Source organism: Porphyromonas sp. CAG:1061, from assembly GCF_000435035.1.
Taxonomy (GTDB): Bacteria; Bacteroidota; Bacteroidia; order Bacteroidales; family Porphyromonadaceae; genus Porphyromonas_A; species Porphyromonas_A somerae.
In genome coordinates, this window is record NZ_HF988881.1 from 1 (window position 1) to 19,002 (window position 19,002).

Genomic DNA, 19,002 nt, shown 5'->3' on the forward strand with positions numbered 1-19,002 from the left:
CTTTTGGCTAAGGTATTGCATATAGGTGCCATCGCCTGCAATGTCGTGCATGGAGCCACTAATCGCCATCAGTGCCATTAGCACAATAGTCACCGCAAAGAAGTTCTCCACCCCGAGCCCTGCAAAGATGAGCCCTAATACCACTGCCGACACCAACTCCGTTAGCACCACATACTGCTTCTTGGTGCCAAAGATTTCCATCACGGGACTGAAAAGGGGTTTCAAGCTCCACGGCAAAGTGAGGAGCGATGCCCAAAAGGTAATCCGACCATCGGGGATCCCGAGGTCCTTAAACATCAAGAGCGATACATCCGATAGCAACACCATCGGAAGCCCCATCGCAAAGTAAACCGTCGGCACCCACACCGCAGGACTTTTCGTTTGACTCATCAGATAACTTAATCAATAATATTACTATTAGAATACAAACTTACCAAATTCCTCCCTATTCACCTTATCACCATTGGCCCCCTTGTGGGTCGGATCTCCTGATTTAGTACTAAAATGCTCTTCTTGGAACAGCCATAAAACCTCTATACAAGTAGAGCAAAAGTTGAGATGCAACTAAGCATTTGCTTTGTTGCAACTCGCCGATTGCTTAGTTGCAACTCGCCAATCGCTTAGTTGCAACTCAGTTTTCTTTTTATATAGTATTGAATATCAGTTTGTTATAAATGGGCTTTTTGGGCCACTACTTCCTCCTATTTTATAGGGTCATTAACTTATACATTTACTCCTAATGCGTAACCCCTGGGGAAGTCGGTGTGGAAGTGGGTTTGGAGGGGGTGGTGTATCGTCTATGTATCTTGAGAATGTTGCACGAAGTGCCATTCATCTCTGGTAGTATTGAAGAGCGTGTGTGTAAGGTGCTTGGGGTGAAGGGGGATGGGCAAAGTGCTTTAATGGAGGCGGTGAAGGCTGAGCTGGAGGAGTAGAATGTTTTGTAATTCAAAATAATTGTGCTATATTTGTGGCGTAATTCAAAACTTTTGATGTGAGGATAATTAGTATAAGACGTATTCGGGAGTATTACGAGGCACACCCTGAGAGCAAGGTGGCTTTGCTTTACTGGGTGGAGGTTGTAAAGCGAGCTAAGTGGAGCAATGCTATGGATGTGAAGCGTAGTTTTGGGAGTGTAGACTCGATTGGCGGTCTGAGATATGTCTTTAACATAGGGGGCAATAAGTTTAGGCTTGTTGCGGTTGTGCAGTTTAATCACGATTGTGTATATATTCGCTTTATAGGCACACATAGTGAGTATGATAAGATTGATTGTAGGACTATATAGATAGAGGGGATTATGGATATTACGAGAGAAAAGTATGAGTATGCCCTCAATAGGATTGAGGAGCTTTTGCCACTTATGGAGCGTGGTGAGTTATCTACTTCGGAGGATAGCGAGTTGGCGATCATGAGTGATATTGTGGAGGCGTATGAGGCGGAGCATTATGCTCTTGACACTTTGTCGGTGGGAGAGATGATTAGGTACGCTCTTGATGAGTGTGGCAAGAGTCAAGCGGAACTTGCCCGTGAGCTTAATTTGTCGGCCTCTCGTATTAGTGACTTTGTGAATGACCGGAGCGAGCCTTCGTTGCGTGTTGCAGGGGAGATTTGCAGGTTGCTAGATATTAGTCCTCAGATGATGTTGGGGGTGTAGATAGATTGTTTTAGGGTGAAAAGAGAGGGTGCTACTGTGTGGTGGCACCCTCTATTGATTTCATGAGACTGTTGCACGAAGGCGATCTGCTGAGCCTAGGCTTCCGTAAGGATGCCAAGGCACATAATGTTGCTTTCGGGATTCGGGCTCGGTCACGTACGTGAGTACACTCCCAGCGCCCTAGTTGGGCCTTGGTGCCTTACGGCACCTTGCCCTCACCCTCAGCGCCTTGCATCTCATCCTTCGTTCAAAGTCTCAGTGCAATTGATTCAAATGTGCGAGAATGGCACTTCGTGCAACATTCTCTCTGTAGCTAAGACAATAAAAAAGGACCCCCGAGAGGAGGTCCTTTATAGTTATGTATTAGGGATCGTAGCTTAGAAGGTGAGGGTAGCACCTACTACGAAGTGAAGTGGTGCGGCAGGGAAGTAAGTAGCCCATGCCTTATGCTCCACTTTCCCATCCACTACTTCTACATAGCCCCCGCCAAATCCATTGGTCACGTAGCTACTATTGTAGAGGTTGAGCACCTGTAGCTGAAGCGCTAGGGTCTGCCCATTTCTGAATGGTTGCAGATAATTGGCCATGAATTGACCTGTATAGTAGTGTGGAATTGAGCGGTTCTCAAAGCCCGAATTATCCAAATACTGTTTGCCTACATAGTTGCCACTGAGTGCCAAAGAGAGGCGGTCAATGGGCGACCAAGTGAGCGAGTGATTGAATAGTAGCTCAGGGCTCTTGGAGAGGGGAGTGCCCTTGAGAGGGGTCACTTCTTTTTTCTTGGTAGTATAATTGTCCTCAACAAGTGTCATCTCCACTACTCTATTGCGGGAGAGGGTCCCATTGGCCGATAGCGTGAGCTGAGGGGTGATCGCCCAGGTAAAGCCTAGCTCTGCACCAGCACGGTAGCTCTTAGGTACATTCATTAGGAGTGGTTCGCCCACGTCACTCACCTTGCCATTTTGCACCAATTGATCCTTGTAGTACATTCCATAGAGATTGGCAAATAGGCTGAGGTTCTCCCCATTATTCCAGTTGCCCCCTAGCTCTAGGTCTAGCATATACTCGGGACGAGGCATGATCTCATTGCCATTGGCATCGTACTCCTTACTCTCGGTATAAGCCTTGCGATTAGGCTCCTTGCCAGCGGTGGCTAGCGAGAGGTAGAGAGAAGTCCGATAATTGGGGCGATACTGAATGCCCACCTTTGGGAGGATAAAGTTGTAAGGCAAGCGGTAGTCGAGCTGATCCAGCTTATTATCGTGCTTGCTCCACTTATCAGTAGATCCGTTCATCACGGCATAGACGTGGCGATACATCACATCGGCATAGAGCATCACCTCATAGGAGAGGTCCAGCTCCCCCTTTAGGTAAATGGAGGCATCGGTACGGGTAGAGTGGTTGCGATAATACTCCTGATTAGGCGTGTACTCAATTGACTTATCCTCTACGTATGGGATCAATCCATAGTGGTCGCCAACGTAGCGATTGGCTGCCAACCCTCCAGATAGGCGGAGATGATCTTGAGAGTAACCGATATTGAATATTCCACCAAAGAAGTGATTGTCGAGGTACTTCTCTCTAATGAGCGTTCCCTTGGACTTATCGGAAGCAGGTAATAGCCCATATTCTCTTAACTTCCGGCCGGTGCGGTACTCGTGAGTAAAGCCTTTGCCTCTAGTATAGTGAAGGGTGAGGTCGTACTTGAGGTTGGGTAAAGGGTAATGGCGGAAGATAGCGTAGGTATGCTGCTGGTCGTAGTTGTCGTTGTTGTCGTAGAATTGATGTTTGCTGGCATCCTTCTCATCAGGGTTCATCCAACCTGCCGAATTGAAGCGCCGACCAAAGTCTTTCTCTTGGTCGGGCTCTAGACCATTCCACGCAATTCCTGTCTTCTGAATTCCACGGTGGTGGATCAGGCGGAAGCTATAGTAGTTGCCTTGATACATTGCCTGAGCTAGGTAAGATAGCCCCTCGGTGCCAGAGCGATCTACATAGCCTTTGCTACGAATGTGGGAGAGATTGCCACCGAGTCGCCAGCCACTAGCGAGCTGACCACTCTCTAGGGCTACTCTATTGCGGTTAAGACCGTACGAGCCCCAGTGGGTGCTCAGGCTTCCTCCCGCTTTTGAGCTAGGGTCGGCACTCTGCATATCCATCGTTGCACCAAAGGCACCAGCACCAAAAGAGGAGGCACCAGCACCGCGGACAATTACAATATCCTTCAGACGCGAACCGAAGTCGGGCATATTGGCCCAGAAGACGGTCTGGCTCTCCGAATCATTCACCGGCACCCCATTGACTGTGATATTGACACGAGTGGGATCCACACCACGAACCGTGAAGTAGGTATAGCCTCCGAAGACGCCACTCTCATTGGTGGTGACGAGCGAAGGGGTGCCCTTCAGAAGGGAGGGAATATCCCACGCTGTGGTCTGTTGCTGTAGCTTCTTTACCGCTATCTTTTGCTTAGTGATGGGAACCCTTTCACCAGGGCGAGTACCAAGTACTACCACCGTCTCTAGATCTCCAGTCATCTCCACCTGCTCTTGTGCCGAGGTGGCTACTGGCAATAGCATTAAGAGCAGCCCCGCAAGGGTGGCTCTCAATTGTTTGGTTGTTCTCATTATCTTTTCTCCTTTTTGTATTTGATAAACATTTCATTTGAGCTGTAGCCATATCTTTTATGCCTCAAATAAGGAGTGATATTGAAGATAAGAGAGAGGCGCGACACTCAGCGGTCGCTCGCCTATTTGCATCCCTACGCCGGCATTGTCCGTACAGGTTGGAGGGTCTCTTCTCAGCCAAAGCAATTGCCTTTAGCACCCCTTGCGAGTTTAGAATATATGGTAGCACAGCTACTTCATTTGCAAAGTTACGTGAAATAAGCCGACCTAGCAAATAGGAGGTTATTGATGAAGACGGTCTTTTCTGGTCTATGGTATGAGGCTTGTCCTACGGAATCATCTCTGCTGCTTGGTCGATGAGCTGTAGGAGCTCTGCTTCGGTATTGGTGCGGAGCATCGCTACACGGTGGCTTTTGAAGTCGGGAATGCCTTTGAATAGGGGCGTAATGGCGAGGTGTCGGCGGAAGTGGAGGATCCCTTTGAGTTCGTTTTGGCACTTAGTAATGCTCTCGTGTAGCATCCGCTTAAGCACCTCTACGTACCACTCCGTGGGGTGCTGAGGTACCTCTTTGCCGTCGAGCACCGCCCGCATTTCCTCAAAAATCCACGGCTGACCGATCGCACCTCGGCCTACCATCACTGCATCCACTCTCGTGGTTTCAAACCGCTCAAGGGCTATCTCGCCACTCGTTACATCGCCATTACCGATGATCGGAATGGTGATGTTGGGGTTTTGTTTCACCCGAGCAATTGGTCCCCAATCAGCCTCTCCCTTGTACATCTGACTTCGGGTGCGGCCATGAATGGTGAGTGCTTGGGCACCCGCCTCCTGTATCTGCTCCGCCAGTTCCTCGATGATGATATGGTCGTTATCCCAGCCAAGTCGCGTCTTGACCGTCACCGGTAGCTCTACCGCATTGACCACCGAGCGAATGATCTCCAGCATCAACGGGATATCGCGTAGCATCCCAGCCCCTGCTCCTTTGCCTGCCACTTTCTTCACGGGACAACCAAAGTTGAGGTCAATCAGCTCGGGACTTGCCTCTTCTGCCACCTTTGCTGCCTCCGCCATCGTCGTGGCATCTCGCCCGTAGAGCTGTATGGCTACTGGTCGCTCCTCATCTGCTACCACCATCTTCCGTAGAGTGCTAGGGATAGAGCGAATGATGGCATCGGCATTGACAAACTCTGTCACTACGATGCTGGCACCGAATTCACGGGCGAGTAACCTAAAGGAGGCGTCGGTGACGTCCTCCATCGGGGCGAGGAATAGGGGGCGGTACCCCAAGTCGGTCTTACCTATCTTCATGCTTCTTGGTCCATTGCTCATAATCGTGAGGGTAGTGGGTCTTAAGGAACTCCATTGCCCGCTCCACAGCTAGTGAGATGTGAGGCGTCACGTTTTCCTCACCGAGAAGATCCACCACTCCACTCTGTCGGAGTGTCTCCAGTACCGCTGGTTGCACCCCACTGAGGATAATCTGCGTCTGTGACTCCTTGTGAAGCTCAATCATCGTTTTAAGGTTGTGAATGGCGGTGGTATCTACAAAAGGCACCATACGCATACGGATAATGCGAGCTCGTGGGTTACCCGGCATATTTCGCATTGTCTCATCAAACCTATTGGCAATTCCAAAGAAGAATGGCCCTTCAATCTCGTACACCTCTATGCACTTTGGAAGATCCAGCTTAGTCGACTCTGGGTGCCTATTTTTATCATCAATCAGGTTGATTTCCGAGGCATCAAGCACTCGCTTCAGTAGAATAAGAATAGCGAGTACCATACCGATGCCAATCGCTACGGTGAGGTCAATCAGTACCGTGAGGAGGAAGGTGATCACCATCACGAGGGAGTCGCCCTTCGGTCCCTTAAAAATAGCGATAAAGGAGCGCCACCCGCGCCTTGCACCTCATCCTTCGTGCAAAGTCTCTGCACATTTGAAGCAAATGTCCGAGAATGGCACTTCGTGCAACATTCTCATGTAGGGGTCATAAAGCCAGCCACCACACCTTTCGGTAACCAAGGATCAGACGATCATTTTCGTTCAGCAGTGCCCTATTTTATCCACCTGCAGATGGACAAAATAGGGCACCCTCGTAGGTAAGGATTCCCTTGTGAAAATAGGTCATTGGGAATGGCTGAAAAAGCTTTCGGTATAGGATTTTGTAACCACCTGATAATCAAGAGTCTTATCTGAGCGAAAACTGAGTTGCAACTAAGCATTTGCTTTGTTGCAACTCGTCGTTTGCTTTGTTGCAACTCGCCGATCGCTTAGTTGCAACTCGAATTTTACCCTACTATAGTGGCGGGTATTTTGTAGGCTCGGTATTAGGATGAAAGGAGGGGGCTCCACCGCATTAAATAGCGATGGAGCCCCCTCGGGGTAACTTAAAAGGGTAGTGGGTTAGCGGATTCTTAGTCGATAGTCCTCTACCTCTCCGTAATTGAAGACCTCATCAGGCATTGGATAGCCTTCGTTCATCTTCATACTTACTCTTACACGATAGAGCCCTGACTCCATTCTGTAAGGAAGGGTAAACCACCCGCTCACTTGCTGGTAACCGTATCTTGATGCTACCAACTCGTTATTGGTAAACTTACCGTCCTTATTGTAGTCGATCCAAATACGCCAGTAGCACCAATAGGTCTGCTGAGTTCCGAATGATGGGCTCAAAGAATAGCTAAGTGCTCGTCCAGGAGTACCAGTGATGTGATGGGTATTGATATAGGAGGCATAGTTATCACCTCGTGAATTATTCTTCATATCGCCAATATACACACTGCTGATATAGCCATAGTTGGAGTCCTTACCGTAGGAAACTGGATAGGGGTCATCCTCTGGGTCAGGAGTTGGATCGGGAGTTGGATCAGGAGTAGGCGTGTACTTCTCCTTGATATTTACGAGATAGTCCTCTACCTCTCCGTGGTCAAAGACCTCGCAAGGCTCGGCCGCAGCTCCCCACTTCATGGATACCCTCATGCGGGTATTGCCCTTGGTAGCCCCTGCTGGGATAGAGATCCGCTTGGAGGCTGCCACATTGGACTGAGTGGTATTAAAGTCGGCAACTAGCTCATCACTCGAGAATACCTTATCGCCATTAAAGTCGATCCATACTCTAAAGTACTCTGGGTAGCTACCATAGATAGAGCCTGGGGTGAGGGTGAGTGTATAGCTCTCCCCCTTCGTTAGCTCAATAGCCTTGCTACTAAAGTAATTGTAGCCACCGGTATCACCACGGGTAACGTTATTGACATTAGCAAGAGATACTTGTGCAATGTAGGTGCTCCGTGCATACCTACCCATAGACTTGCAGTAGTCACCCGAAGGGGTAGGAGTAGGATCTACACCGCCACCTTGGAGTAGTGCTTCTACATAAGGACGGAATATCTTGGCTCCACCTGCAGCATTAAGCCCCTTATCGATCACACCATTTTTGAGTACAAAGGTCCCCTCTTTACTGATAAATAATAGGTCGGGCACAGTCTTGATACCTAGCTGCTGAGTGATGAAATCCCAGTGCTCCCATTGACCACCTGGGTTCACGTCGAAGCTATAAAACTTCACCTTTCCCTTGTACTCACGGGCTAATAGCTCCACACTTGGCTGAGTATGCTCGCAGTAGCTACAATCAGTCGCCTTGAGATAAACCACCATAGGTGCGGTATAGCCACGACCAACATCTACACGATTGCCACCACGGAAGGTGAGCATCTGCTTGTATTGGTTGATGTTGAGTGGAGTGATGTCGCCAGTCTCAGGAGTAGGATCGGGATCAGGGTTGGGGTTAGGTCTCTGATTAGGCTCAATGCCGATCACGATATCCTGACCATAGTTAAAGCCTCCGCTACCGCCACCAGTACCGAGAGAGTTGGGGTCAAGGGCATGGAGTAGGAAGTATCCATCCGACATACCTCCCCACCCCCAATTGATATGGAAGTAACCTCCGCTATAGCCATCGCAGACAAAGGAGTGACCACCACCATTGCCCGAGCCAGCATACTGTACTGGGCGCCCGTTGGCTAGCTCATTGTAGACGATATTGGTCCACTGAGCCGTATTATAATTGGAGCGATAGATATCACGGATGGTATTTTTGTAATAGAAGTGATCTCTCAATAGCCCAGGCACGTAGTACTGCCATGTACCGCTACCATAAGCAGAGAACATCATATTAAGTCCCACTGCCACATCATAGGAGAGCTGTGCAATTTGGTGATTGCGTTGGCGAAGGGTAGCCGCTGGCATTTGATCCCAGAGGTACTCTTTATTAAAATTGGCATATTTACCATCGTGGGTAGAGGTATGAGAGCCAGTACCACGAGGTGGGTACTTCCAGTATCTCATAATCTGAGTAGTGGCTGTAGCAACACAGCCTACTGGATGACCGTATGGGATGTACTCATTGTAGTAGGGAGATTGATTCCACTTGATATTGCCTAGCAATGGGGCAATATTATTATAGGCACGTAGCGACTCCTCTACCACCACGCCATTGATAGCTTGGTCGTAAGCTGCTCGGAGAGCCTTTGTCACAGGAGTTACCTGACGGAGGGAGTCAATGCTTCTGGCATAAGCTCCTAGGAAGCTAAGCACGTTGGAGGCCTCGGCTGGGCGCTCCTCTACGCTAGCATTGGCGAGCTCTGCTCCGAAAAAGCTACCATCCTCAGAATACCCTAAGATAGGGAAGGTGACATCCCACGCAGAGACCACCACAAAGCCTTTATTGATATTGAATACATAATAGGCTGGGAGAGATGACTGAGCATCGGTCTGTGCATCAGACGAAGCAGCCCGAAGAGCGGTGGAACTTGTCGGCTCGGCAAAAGCTAATTCTATTCCCGAAATCTGATCGGTATCAGTAGCCCCCTTTAGAGCACCATTTTCCGCAAAAAACCTAAGGGCAATCGCCTTGGCCTCATCTACGGAGAGGTGGCGTGCCTCAGTGGTAATGGGCTGGTCGTCACCATCGCTAGGCACTCCCCTGCCCTCCGACTTACAGCCTATCAATAGGCTGGCAGAGGCAAAGAATAGACCTGCGATGAGCAGCAGCCACAAATAACTTCTTCTGTTCATAGTCAAAAGTTGTTTGGGTTAATTATTATTTAGTTCACATTAATATTACAGTTGAGAGATAGTGCCATCCACCTGACGGATACCATTATCAGCTTGGATATCGAGCACTAGGTTAGCTTCACGCTGATTAGTACGCTTCTCTTGGGTAAAGAAGTTGAATGCTCCCCTATTCGCCATCATGAGTAGCTCGCGAACGGTGCAGGTAGTGCTCTCAGAGCCGAGGTCATAAAGGTTGCGAGTACCATTGGCTACAGCATGCCCGAAGTATCCACTGATGGTCACCTCCATCTTTAGGAAGTCGGCCATACTCATACCTTGTGGACGCTTAAGAGACACCTCGAGACCCTCCGTATCAGGAAGTGCAACATCTTGCTCTGGGTCATCGATGCGGATATAGTTATTCACTGGACGCTCAAAGATAGTCTGCTCACGACCACCTGCTAGTGCGATAGTCACCTTACCATGTACATACAAAGGCTTGATATTATCCGACTTAGCTCTCAGCGTACGTGGAGTAAAGCGAAGAACTAGCTCATCCATATCTGGAACGAAGTAAGACTCGTTGCGAACAAAGTCACTCGTGAGCACTACTCTTGCTACTGAATTATCATGAACGTACCTAAGAGTATAAGCCACTGGCTTAGCCGAAGAGGCAGTAAGTGGACTTGAAAGGCTCTTCTTGAATCCTTCCCAACCCATAGACATACCATATCCGTGTTCCTCAGAGGTACCACCGATGATACGAGACTTAGATACAGAGGCATCTAGGATCTCCTTGTACTTGGTTTGGAGATTGATATCAATATTCTCAGTAGGTACATTGAGGTTAAGGGCGGCTACCACATCGTGATACTCATGCTGGCTTGAGATAACAGCAAAGCCCATACGGCCGTAGAATACCTCGGACACATAGACTGGCATCACACCGTCCATATCCTCTACATTGGCAGTCTTGAGGATAAACCCGTCAGGGATATCCACTGCGATGCTAAATACCTTTTGAATCGCCTTGACGAGCACGTGGGTCTTCATCTTTTGGTGTGAAGTGCTTAGGTTGAGCTTAGCAATAAGGTCCTCCTTTTGGTAACCGACACCCAGCTCTGCCCCGATCTCTGTAGAGCTAGAGAGTTCGTTGATTTCGTATACGGTGGTAGCTGCTAGTGGCATGTTTTGTGAGCCAAACCAACGCTGTACCGTAAGATTGTAGTCGCTAGCCTTAGGATTGATATAGCTGGCTACATAGTTATTCATAGGAGAGGCAGGGATAAGGTCTATAGCACTCCAAGTCACCTCACCAGTAGTCCCTGGAAGCTTTACATACCTACCATTGGTGATAGAGCTACCTACAAAGACACTTCCTGGGTAGATAAGGCTACCTGCGGGATTGAATATAGAGAGCTCATCAAAGGCAAACCCCGAATTATATACCTTACGCTGGGTGATATAGATACCATGCAGACCACCGAAGGTACCTGGCTCGACTACCTCGCCATCAATCTGTGGAGCGATAGGATCAAGAGGTGGGAGATTTTGTCCAACTTCCCCTTGATCCATACCATCAGGTAGTGGTAAGGCACGTACCTGAGCCTTTAGATTAGAGGCATCTTGAGTCTCCTCAGGGGCATTAGGCACTTCAATATTATCCTTTTTACAGCTAGCAAATGCTATCACCATACCGAAGATGAATAGCAGTGAAATAAATATCTTTTTCATAGTTGCTTATCGTTTATTATTGTTATTTCTGATTAAAGTAAGACCGAGGCTGGCTACCTAGACACCTAGTAGTGGTAGTATTTGGCTGGTCACCCTCTACGGTAACGGAGCGAAGTCCATTGGGGATCTCCTCAACCTCCTTAATATCGTGGAAAAGGTCAAATAGCACAGTAGCAGAGTAATCTCTACTAGCATTTTTGCGCGTTGTAACAGTAAGGGAGTGGTGAACTGCATTAAAGAGCAGATCCTGTAGGCGTATGCTGTACTTGCTCTCTCCGAGGTCGTCACCAGTAATGGTACCTGCTGCATTGGTATTGTAGAAGTGCGTATCGATGTAGACCCTCTGATTGAGGAAGTCTTGCATACTCATTCCCTCAGGACGCTTAATGGTAATGGTGGTGTTCTCGGCACTTGGAAGCCCTGATTGCTTCTGCTTATCGAGCTTTATATACTTGCTCATTGGGATCCATACTAGTCGATAATCGGTGCTTTCCCCCGTGGTCGATAGCTCTCGTGGCACGGTAAGCACTGTATGGCCCCATACCTGGAGGTCGTCCTTGGTACCAGCATTGGCCTTGAGCTGAGCAGGGCGCAATGAGAAGGTGATCTCATCGCAATCCTTTACGAAGTAGCTCTCAGTGACTGGGTACTGACCACTCTGCACTACTCGAGCAACAGAATTATCATCGGCATACCTAAGGGTGATGGCTACGGGCACTGCCTCTGAAGGAAGGAGCTCGGTACTCATCCCTTGCTTAAAGCCTTCCCACCCCTCCTTTACAGACAGACCGTGGTCGCCAGACTTACCGCCGGTAAAGACATACTGGGTAAAGGTCTCATCAAGAATCTTCTTGTACTTAGCAGAGAGCTCAAAGTGGAACTTAGGCACCATAATCTCTAGGGCTGCCAATACCTCTCTATAATCATGGTCGGAAGAAATGAGTGCATACCCCATACGACCATAAAATACATCGGAGATGTATACTGGCATCACCCCACCTAGGGCGTTGGGGCTGGCACTGAGTAGATGCTGGCGATTGGGGATATCCATAGAAACAGAGTAGAGCTTCTGGACAAACTTCACCAATATGTGAGTGCGTAGCAAACCTCTCTTACCCTCAAATACAATTCCTGCCTTGGCATTTTCGCTCTCAAAGCCCATGCCTAGCTTAGCGCTGAATTCACGGAGATCTTTTACCTCAGTCATCTCAAAGGTAGTCACTGCTGAAGTAGGCAATTGGGGTGTTCCACGCCACTCCTGCATAGTGCTCGCATAGTCGCTAAACTTTGGCTCATTCACCGTCTTAACAAACCGCATCTCCTGTGGATTGAGGGGCACCATATCGGGGCTGGACCAGGTCACTTCCCCTATTTTTTGCCCTCTTACTGGCAGATAACGGCCATTGCTTATTGAATTACCGACTAGCACATTGCCTGGATAGATTAGGTTGCTCATAGGATTGAAGAGCAAGTACTCATTATAAACTACCCCAGCACTGTACATAGAGCTGCGACTAATGATGACCCCCTTGAGTCCGTCACGAACTGTAGGGATAACCTCACCGCCCTCCCCAGGCTCACCAATAGGCTCGGGTGGGGCGATTGGATCACCCCCTCTAAGCATACCAGGTGCTAGAGATAGCTGGCTAAGGTCTGTAGGAGCAACCTCGGGCTCCTCAGGAGCCACTTGATTCCTACTACACGACAACAGCAGTAGCACCGCAATAAACGGCAACCACCTCTGTAGACCTACAAAGGTCAGGAATTGTTGTGTTTTCATAACCAATAGTTGTTAAAATTGTTTTTAATAGCAAAGCCAACAATACGCCGTTATATACGAATTTACGTCATTATGTAAAACAATAAAGCGATAATATGGATATGATTAGCTTCGTGGCACAATATTACGAATTATTATTATAACCACAAAATAACTTGAATACATCTTTACATTAACTTTGTTTCTAACAACTTGTCATATTTAACACAATAAAAGGCGTCTTGCACTCCCTTTATTTATCAATTGCAAGCCAAACATTATAATTTCCAAGGCAAATCAGTAGGTAGTTTCTTGCAATAATCGTGAAAAATAGAGTAAAAATAGAGCTGATATCAAAGCAAAAAAATCGACCTTTGCAATCCACTGATATTCAACATCATATATAGCCGCCAACTGAGTTGCGAGAAAGCAATCGCTTAGTTGCATCTCAGCAAAAGCTTAGTTGCAACTCACCGATCGCTTTGTTGCAACTAAACTTTTGGCTTACTACCAATGGGATTTTTTTCACGATAGAGACCAAGGAACTACCAGCTTATAGGAGAATATTGCACGAAGTGCCATTCTCGCACATTTGAAGAGCTGAGACTTTGAACGAAGGATGAGATGCTAGGCTGCCAAGGTACTCAAAAAGGCCTGAGGATGGGGCAAGGTGCACGCAGGGCACCAAGGACCCACAGGGCCGAAGGGAGCGTACTCACGTACGTGACCTAGGCCGAATTCCGAAAGCAACGCCGCAGATCGCCTTCGTGCAACAGTCTCTATAGAGTTACCCTGCTACGTTAGCAAGCACAAATTTCTAAAGAGACACCTCAAATCACCTTCGTCTGACAGCCTATATATATTATATATGTGTAACAACTTACAAAAGGAAATAACTTGCGGTGTTTGGAAGGGCAGCTATTGGAAATATCGTAATAATTACGTAACTTGTGGAGCGGAAGGAAAAAACATCATCAAATAGCGGGAAGACCGTATATAATGACCGTTCGCAACCAAACTGAATACAGAAAACCAAGAATATACAAACCATCTAAAAAACGAACAACATGAAGGAATTTCAGACAAATGAGATCCGCAACATCGCTCTACTCGGTAGCTCGGGCTCTGGTAAGACCACGCTGATAGAGTCGATGCTCTTTGAGGCTGGCGCTATTCAGCGCCGCGGTACAGTAGAGGCTGGCAATACAGTGAGTGACTACTTCCCAGTAGAGAAGGACTACGGTTACTCTGTATTTACTAGTGTATTTTCTGTACCGTGGCAAGATAAGAAACTCAACTTTATAGACTGTCCTGGTTCGGACGATTTCATCGGCGGTACGGTAAGTGCACTCTACGTGACTGACTGTGCCCTGATGGTGATCAATGCTCAGCAAGGGCTAGAGGTGGGGACGATCAATCAATTTAGGCAGACCCGCCGTTTCCAAAAACCGGTAATCTTTATCATCAATCAGCTGGATCACGAAAAGGCCGACTTTGAGAATAGCTATCATCAGCTCCGAGAGCACTACGGCACCAAGGTAGTAGCAGTACAATTCCCAGTCACTACAGGGCCTAACTTCAATCAGATTGTAGATGTACTGAAGATGAAACTCTATCAGTGGGGACCAGAGGGTGGCAAGCCTGAGGTGCTAGATATCCCTGATGAGCTAATGGATAAGGCGAAGGAGTATCAGCAAGCTCTGATAGAGGCGGCAGCTGAAAATGACGAGACTTTGATGGAGAAGTTCTTTGACCTCGGCACCCTCACAGAGGATGAGATGCGCGAAGGAATCCGCCAAGGCCTGATCAATAGAGATATGTACCCAGTATTCTGCGTGAGTGCGGGGAAGGATATGTGCGTTCGGAGGACGATGGAATTCCTAGGGAATGTAGTGCCTACTACAGAGAAAGTAAAGCCTATCGTAGCTAGCGACGGCACAGAGGTGAAGCCCGACTCTAATGCTCCTATATCGCTCTACTTCTTTAAGAGTGCTATGGAGCCACATATCGGTCAGGTTGATTACTTCAAGGTAGTGAGTGGTACCCTTACAGAGGGTGTCGACCTTGTGAATCAAGACCGTAACGAGTCCAAGGAGCGACTCACCCAGTTCTTTACACCTCAAGGTGGTAACCGCACCAAAGTGAGTGTCCTTCATGCTGGAGATATCGGTGCGGTGGTGAAGCTAAAGGATGTACGTGTGGGGAATACACTGAATGCCAAGGGCGTTAGCTATACCTTCCCACCAATGGAGTACCCAGCTCCTAAGTATCGCCGTGCCATTAAGGCGGTGAATGAGGCCGACTCTGAGAAGATGAGTGAGGCACTGCACCGTATGCATTATGAGGATCCTACTTGGATCATCGAGCATAGCAAGGAGCTCCGCCAGTTGATCGTTTACGGACAGGGAGAGTTCCACCTACGTACGCTCAAGTGGCGCTTGGAGAATAATGAGAAGATTGAGATTGAGTACCTTGAGCCTCGTATCCCTTATCGTGAGACCATCACGAAGACAGCTCGTGCCGATTATCGTCACAAGAAGCAGTCAGGTGGTGCCGGTCAATTCGGTGAGGTTCACCTGATCCTAGAGCCCTATACCGAGGGTCAACCTGTGCAGAGCGTCTATAAGTTCAATGGTCAGGAGTTCAAGATCAACCCCAAGGAGACTCAGGAGATTCCTCTTGAGTGGGGTGGCAAGCTAGTCTTTGTGAATAGCATTGTGGGCGGTAGCATCGATGCCCGCTTTATGCCTGCTATCCTTAAGGGAATTATGGGGTGTATGGAGCAAGGGCCACTAACCGGCTCTTATGCCCGTGACGTGCGTGTGATCGTTTATGATGGTAAGATGCACCCTGTAGATAGTAATGAGGTCTCCTTTATGCTAGCCGGTCGCAACGCCTTCAATGAGGCATTCCGCAATGCTGCCCCTAAGATTCTGGAGCCGATTTACGACGTAACGGTAGCGGTGCCTGCCGACTATATGGGTGATGTGATGAGCGATCTACAGGGACGTAGAGGCATCATCATGGGTATGGATAGTAAGGCCGATTATGAGGAGATCAAGGCTAAGGTACCCCTAAAGGAGCTCTCTAACTACTCCACTGCCCTCAGTTCGCTCACCGGCGGTAGAGCTTCCTTCACCATGACGTTTGCAAGCTACGAACTAGTGCCTGGAGATATCCAAGAGGCACTCATCGAGGCTCACCACACCGACGAGGAGGAGTAACCCCCTCTCTCAAGAGCATAATTAACAACTCCGCCACCTATAGGTCTAAGCCTACAGGTGGCGAAGTTTTTATATCTACCAGAGAATGTTGCACGAAGTGCCATTCTCGCTCATTTGCCTCAAATGCGCTGAGACCTTGCACGAAGGATGAGATACAAGGCAACCGATAGGGTGCCAAGGTCCCTAAATAGGCGCTGAGGATGAGGGCGAAGGGAGCGTACTCGCGTACGTGACCGAGACCGAATTCCGAAAGCAACGCAGTAGATCGTCTTCGTGCAACAGTCTCTACCAGTTAATGTTTGATGCCGATGATTGAGATGCCTCCGGCTACCGCTAGGAGGGTGAGGAGTACGGAGAGAAGCACATAGAGGAGTGCCGAGAGGTATTGCCCCTCTGAGAGGGTGTGGAAGAGCTCAAGCCCGAAGGTGGAGAAAGTGGTAAACCCACCACAAAATCCAGTGATTAGTAGCAGGCTCCACCCACCCCACGTGGCACCCTCTTGCTGCGAAAGGGCATAAAACACCCCGATGAGGAACCCTCCAACTACATTGATCAGTAGCGTGCCACTCCACGATGGAGCGGTAGTGATGTGCGTGGACCAAAGCGACGAAAGCCCATATCTCGAGAAGGCACCAAAGGCACCTCCTAAGGCGACTAATAGGTAATCCATCACCGAATAGAGCTAACTCAGATGGGTAGAATTGCCTTCCCCTACCAACTGACTTTGGGAGAGGTAGTTGGGATCTTCGGCATAGATAAAGAGGACACTGCCCCCTTTGATCGCATCAATTATCGGACGATTAAGTTGCTCCGGCAAGGCAGGGCAACCGAAGCTCCTACCTAGTCGCTGCCCCCCTCGGCAGATGGCGGGATTGGCATACTTAGCCCCGTGAATCACGATGGCTCTAGCTCGGGCATTGTCATTAAAGCCCTTCTCCAGCCCATCAAGCCGAAGTGAGTAACCATTACTCCCCCTGTAGGTCTCCCCTGTAAGGTAAAAGCCGAGCGAGCTTTGGTGGCTATTGCTCCGATTGGAGAAGTCAGTGGCGTAGAGCGAACCGCTATTCCGACCGTGTGCCACCACACTCTCAAAGAGCATCGTGCCCTCCGCCATATCGATCACATAGAGGCGCTCACTATTGGAGGGCTTGGTAAAGTCAATAAGCGTAAGCAGCTCCTTGTGTCGTTGCGTCACCTTGTAGTAGCCGTGATAGGCGGTTCTAAAAGCCTTCGGACTCACCTTCCCCTCCAAGCCCAACTGACTGTAGAGCAAGGCACAACTATCCACCTCTGCTACAGGCATCTCATCGGGAAGCTCGCGACCTTGCCTGTGAGGCTCTACCCCACTCATCATCACGAGCGAAAAGAGTAGAAGGGTGGAGAATACTATCTTCTTTTTCATATCGTTTGCCGTAGTAATGCTGGAATCTCATCAAGTCGAGTCACCTCAGTGACTGGATAGCGGAGCGACTGTTCAGGGAAAGGGAGCTGCTCTGGATTGAACCAGATACTGGGTAGCTTGGCATTCTGGGCACCCAAAATATCGGCATCCCAACTATCGCCAATCATGATCGCCTCACCCCTTCTAGTACCGCTTTTGCTAAGTGCTTGGTCAAATATTCCTTTGTAGGGCTTGCTGATCCCCACCTCCTCACTCAGCACCGTCGCATCGATATAGGGAGCAATGCCCGACACCTCCATCTTACGCCGCTGTACCTCTGTAAAGCCATTAGAGACCACCACCACCTTATAGAGTGTTTTGAGATATTGAAGTAGCTCAATAGCTCCCTCTACCACCCCCTCCTTATGCGAAGAGAGGTGCAAAAAGCGGTCATTGAAGCGGAGGATCTCCTCCTCCGTAAAGTGTCGAATAGCCTCGAGTGGTCGGCGAAATCGCTCTATTGTAAGCTCGTACTTCGTAATCTCCGAGTGTCGATACTGATGCCACAGAGCTTCATTGCTCGGCCAATAGACCGACCAAAAATGGTCAAAGGAGGCATATCCACCAGCCCACCCCTCCTCGAGGTAGAGCTGATGGATAGCCTCCTTATTATTTTGCTGAGTGGCCCAGAGCGTATCGTCTAGGTCTATCAGTATGGTCTTGTACACCTTGGTTTATAAACTCACCTCTACCACTAAGTTGCGACCTAAGCTCCAGAAGCTATCGACGTCCTTAATCTTGAGGATCATATTCTTATTACCATCCTTAATCAATTCGTACGAGCTACTTGGGTGCTCGGTAAGCACCTTGGCCTTAGGCGCGAATAGAGGAATCTCCCTCACCTCACGGATATCAATGGTGATGAGATAATCCTTATTATATCCCTCAGGAAGCACCTTATCGGAGCGCAAGAAGCGACTACTGATGATGTTTTGCTCCTTCAGCTCCTCGTGAGTACCAAAGCAGTAGTGTGCTCGGTGTAGCTTGCGATCTTGATCCGAGATGGTCTTATCCTGTAGGGCAATCGTCGTCTCCTGAGCACCAGTGGTCTCATCTAGCTCACTGATGCGCTGACCCTGTTGCAAGATCAAAGAGTCCTTAGAGGCTAGCAACTGCGTCATGTGGGTAATGGCATTCTCCTTCTGTACAATCTGCTGCTGCAGCATATTGATCTTCTTATTAAGGGCAGAGATATTGATATCCTTGCGCTTCAGATCCTCCAGTTTTCTTGCTAGTTCCTCTTTATTTTTCTCCAAAGAGGCAGTCATAGAGCGGACATCCGAGAGGAGCTGCTCACGGTCGTTCTCAGTAAATTCACCACTTGCCTGACCCATACGGAGTTTATTCTCAGCATTCGAAACCTTATTGATCTCCTGCTCCACATCCATTACTAGTCCCAGCACACTCTCCAACTCCTGCTGGCTACGGGTGTTCTGAACTAGGAGCGAATCGTAGCTCTGCTGTAGCTTGGTATAGGACGAGCCCTTACCGTCACAAGAAGACAGA

Annotated in this window: 14 protein-coding genes and 1 pseudogene; 4 read left to right on the plus strand and 11 right to left on the minus strand. The window is 48.7% G+C overall.

Annotation, left to right across the window (positions count from 1 at the left end; genetic code table 11):
• Positions 1 to 390: pseudogene (locus QVO39_RS02235) on the minus strand (MFS transporter); the annotation flags it as partial.
• Positions 391 to 812: 422 nt separating this feature from the next.
• On the opposite strand from QVO39_RS02235, the gene QVO39_RS02240 reads away from it, so the two are divergent.
• Genes QVO39_RS02240 through QVO39_RS02250 form a run of 3 tightly spaced genes read left to right on the plus strand, consistent with a single transcriptional unit; the run spans position 813 to position 1,657 of the window.
• Positions 813 to 935 (plus strand): hypothetical protein, encoded by a 123-nt coding sequence (locus QVO39_RS02240; protein WP_256374356.1) that lies wholly within the window; start codon positions 813 to 815, stop codon positions 933 to 935.
• Positions 936 to 994: 59 nt separating this feature from the next.
• Entirely contained in the window at positions 995 to 1,288 is a 294-nt protein-coding gene (locus QVO39_RS02245; protein WP_021902840.1) for a type II toxin-antitoxin system HigB family toxin, read from the plus strand.
• 12 nt (positions 1,289 to 1,300) lie between these two features.
• Positions 1,301 to 1,657, plus strand: a complete 357-nt coding sequence (locus tag QVO39_RS02250) for a helix-turn-helix domain-containing protein (RefSeq protein WP_021902841.1) — start codon at positions 1,301 to 1,303, stop codon at positions 1,655 to 1,657.
• A 377-nt stretch (positions 1,658 to 2,034) separates the two neighbouring features.
• Here QVO39_RS02250 and QVO39_RS02255 read toward each other — a convergent pair whose 3' ends face one another.
• From QVO39_RS02255 to QVO39_RS02280, 6 genes are all read right to left on the minus strand, one after another.
• A complete protein-coding gene (locus QVO39_RS02255; protein WP_021902842.1) occupies positions 2,035 to 4,284 on the minus strand; it encodes a TonB-dependent receptor in 2,250 nt (749 codons plus the stop codon).
• 328 nt (positions 4,285 to 4,612) lie between these two features.
• Positions 4,613 to 5,593, minus strand: coding sequence for a tRNA dihydrouridine synthase DusB (dusB, locus tag QVO39_RS02260; RefSeq protein ID WP_288171587.1), 981 nt, complete (start codon positions 5,591 to 5,593; stop codon positions 4,613 to 4,615).
• On the minus strand, positions 5,580 to 6,128 hold the full coding sequence (locus QVO39_RS02265) for an STAS domain-containing protein (protein WP_021902844.1): 549 nt from the start codon (positions 6,126 to 6,128) through the stop codon (positions 5,580 to 5,582). Before QVO39_RS02265 ends, dusB begins: the two co-directional genes overlap by 14 nt.
• A 561-nt stretch (positions 6,129 to 6,689) precedes the next feature.
• Entirely contained in the window at positions 6,690 to 9,359 is a 2,670-nt protein-coding gene (locus tag QVO39_RS02270; RefSeq protein WP_021902845.1) for a C10 family peptidase, read from the minus strand.
• 45 nt (positions 9,360 to 9,404) lie between these two features.
• Complete coding sequence (locus tag QVO39_RS02275; RefSeq protein ID WP_021902846.1) at positions 9,405 to 11,072, minus strand: thiol-activated cytolysin family protein; 1,668 nt, start codon at positions 11,070 to 11,072, stop codon at positions 9,405 to 9,407.
• A 22-nt stretch (positions 11,073 to 11,094) separates the two neighbouring features.
• Positions 11,095 to 12,852, minus strand: a complete 1,758-nt coding sequence (locus tag QVO39_RS02280) for a thiol-activated cytolysin family protein (protein ID WP_021902847.1) — start codon at positions 12,850 to 12,852, stop codon at positions 11,095 to 11,097.
• A gap of 1,046 nt (positions 12,853 to 13,898) precedes the next feature.
• On the opposite strand from QVO39_RS02280, the gene fusA2 reads away from it, so the two are divergent.
• Positions 13,899 to 16,055 (plus strand): elongation factor G2, encoded by a 2,157-nt coding sequence (gene fusA2 / locus QVO39_RS02285; protein ID WP_021902848.1) that lies wholly within the window; start codon positions 13,899 to 13,901, stop codon positions 16,053 to 16,055.
• A 292-nt stretch (positions 16,056 to 16,347) separates the two neighbouring features.
• Here the strand turns inward: fusA2 and crcB are convergent, their stop codons facing one another.
• The 4 genes from crcB to QVO39_RS02305 are packed head-to-tail and all read right to left on the minus strand — an operon-like array spanning position 16,348 to position 19,001.
• Positions 16,348 to 16,725, minus strand: coding sequence for a fluoride efflux transporter CrcB (crcB, locus tag QVO39_RS02290; protein ID WP_018028635.1), 378 nt, complete (start codon positions 16,723 to 16,725; stop codon positions 16,348 to 16,350).
• 12 nt (positions 16,726 to 16,737) lie between these two features.
• Complete coding sequence (locus QVO39_RS02295; RefSeq protein WP_021902849.1) at positions 16,738 to 17,457, minus strand: murein L,D-transpeptidase catalytic domain family protein; 720 nt, start codon at positions 17,455 to 17,457, stop codon at positions 16,738 to 16,740.
• The gene (locus tag QVO39_RS02300) at positions 17,454 to 18,164 is read right to left on the minus strand and encodes a YjjG family noncanonical pyrimidine nucleotidase (protein WP_021902850.1); all 711 of its coding nucleotides are present in this window, start codon (positions 18,162 to 18,164) and stop codon (positions 17,454 to 17,456) included. Before QVO39_RS02300 ends, QVO39_RS02295 begins: the two co-directional genes overlap by 4 nt.
• A 6-nt stretch (positions 18,165 to 18,170) precedes the next feature.
• Positions 18,171 to 19,001, minus strand: a complete 831-nt coding sequence (locus QVO39_RS02305) for a coiled-coil domain-containing protein (RefSeq protein WP_288171592.1) — start codon at positions 18,999 to 19,001, stop codon at positions 18,171 to 18,173.
• Position 19,002 lies beyond the last annotated feature (1 nt).

Excerpts from the sequence above, each read along its gene's own strand:
- QVO39_RS02280 (WP_021902847.1), bottom strand. The coding sequence starts at position 12,852 with ATGAAAACACAACAATTCCTGACCTTTGTAGGTCTACAGAGGTGGTTG.
- crcB (WP_018028635.1), bottom strand. The coding sequence starts at position 16,725 with ATGGATTACCTATTAGTCGCCTTAGGAGGTGCCTTTGGTGCCTTCTCG.
- fusA2 (WP_021902848.1), top strand. The coding sequence starts at position 13,899 with ATGAAGGAATTTCAGACAAATGAGATCCGCAACATCGCTCTACTCGGT.
- QVO39_RS02240 (WP_256374356.1), top strand. The coding sequence starts at position 813 with ATGTTGCACGAAGTGCCATTCATCTCTGGTAGTATTGAAGAGCGTGTG.
- QVO39_RS02295 (WP_021902849.1), bottom strand. The coding sequence starts at position 17,457 with ATGAAAAAGAAGATAGTATTCTCCACCCTTCTACTCTTTTCGCTCGTG.
- QVO39_RS02265 (WP_021902844.1), bottom strand. The coding sequence starts at position 6,128 with ATGGTGATCACCTTCCTCCTCACGGTACTGATTGACCTCACCGTAGCG.
- QVO39_RS02270 (WP_021902845.1), bottom strand. The coding sequence starts at position 9,359 with ATGAACAGAAGAAGTTATTTGTGGCTGCTGCTCATCGCAGGTCTATTC.
- QVO39_RS02275 (WP_021902846.1), bottom strand. The coding sequence starts at position 11,072 with ATGAAAAAGATATTTATTTCACTGCTATTCATCTTCGGTATGGTGATA.
- QVO39_RS02250 (WP_021902841.1), top strand. The coding sequence starts at position 1,301 with ATGGATATTACGAGAGAAAAGTATGAGTATGCCCTCAATAGGATTGAG.
- dusB (WP_288171587.1), bottom strand. The coding sequence starts at position 5,593 with ATGAAGATAGGTAAGACCGACTTGGGGTACCGCCCCCTATTCCTCGCC.
- QVO39_RS02255 (WP_021902842.1), bottom strand. The coding sequence starts at position 4,284 with ATGAGAACAACCAAACAATTGAGAGCCACCCTTGCGGGGCTGCTCTTA.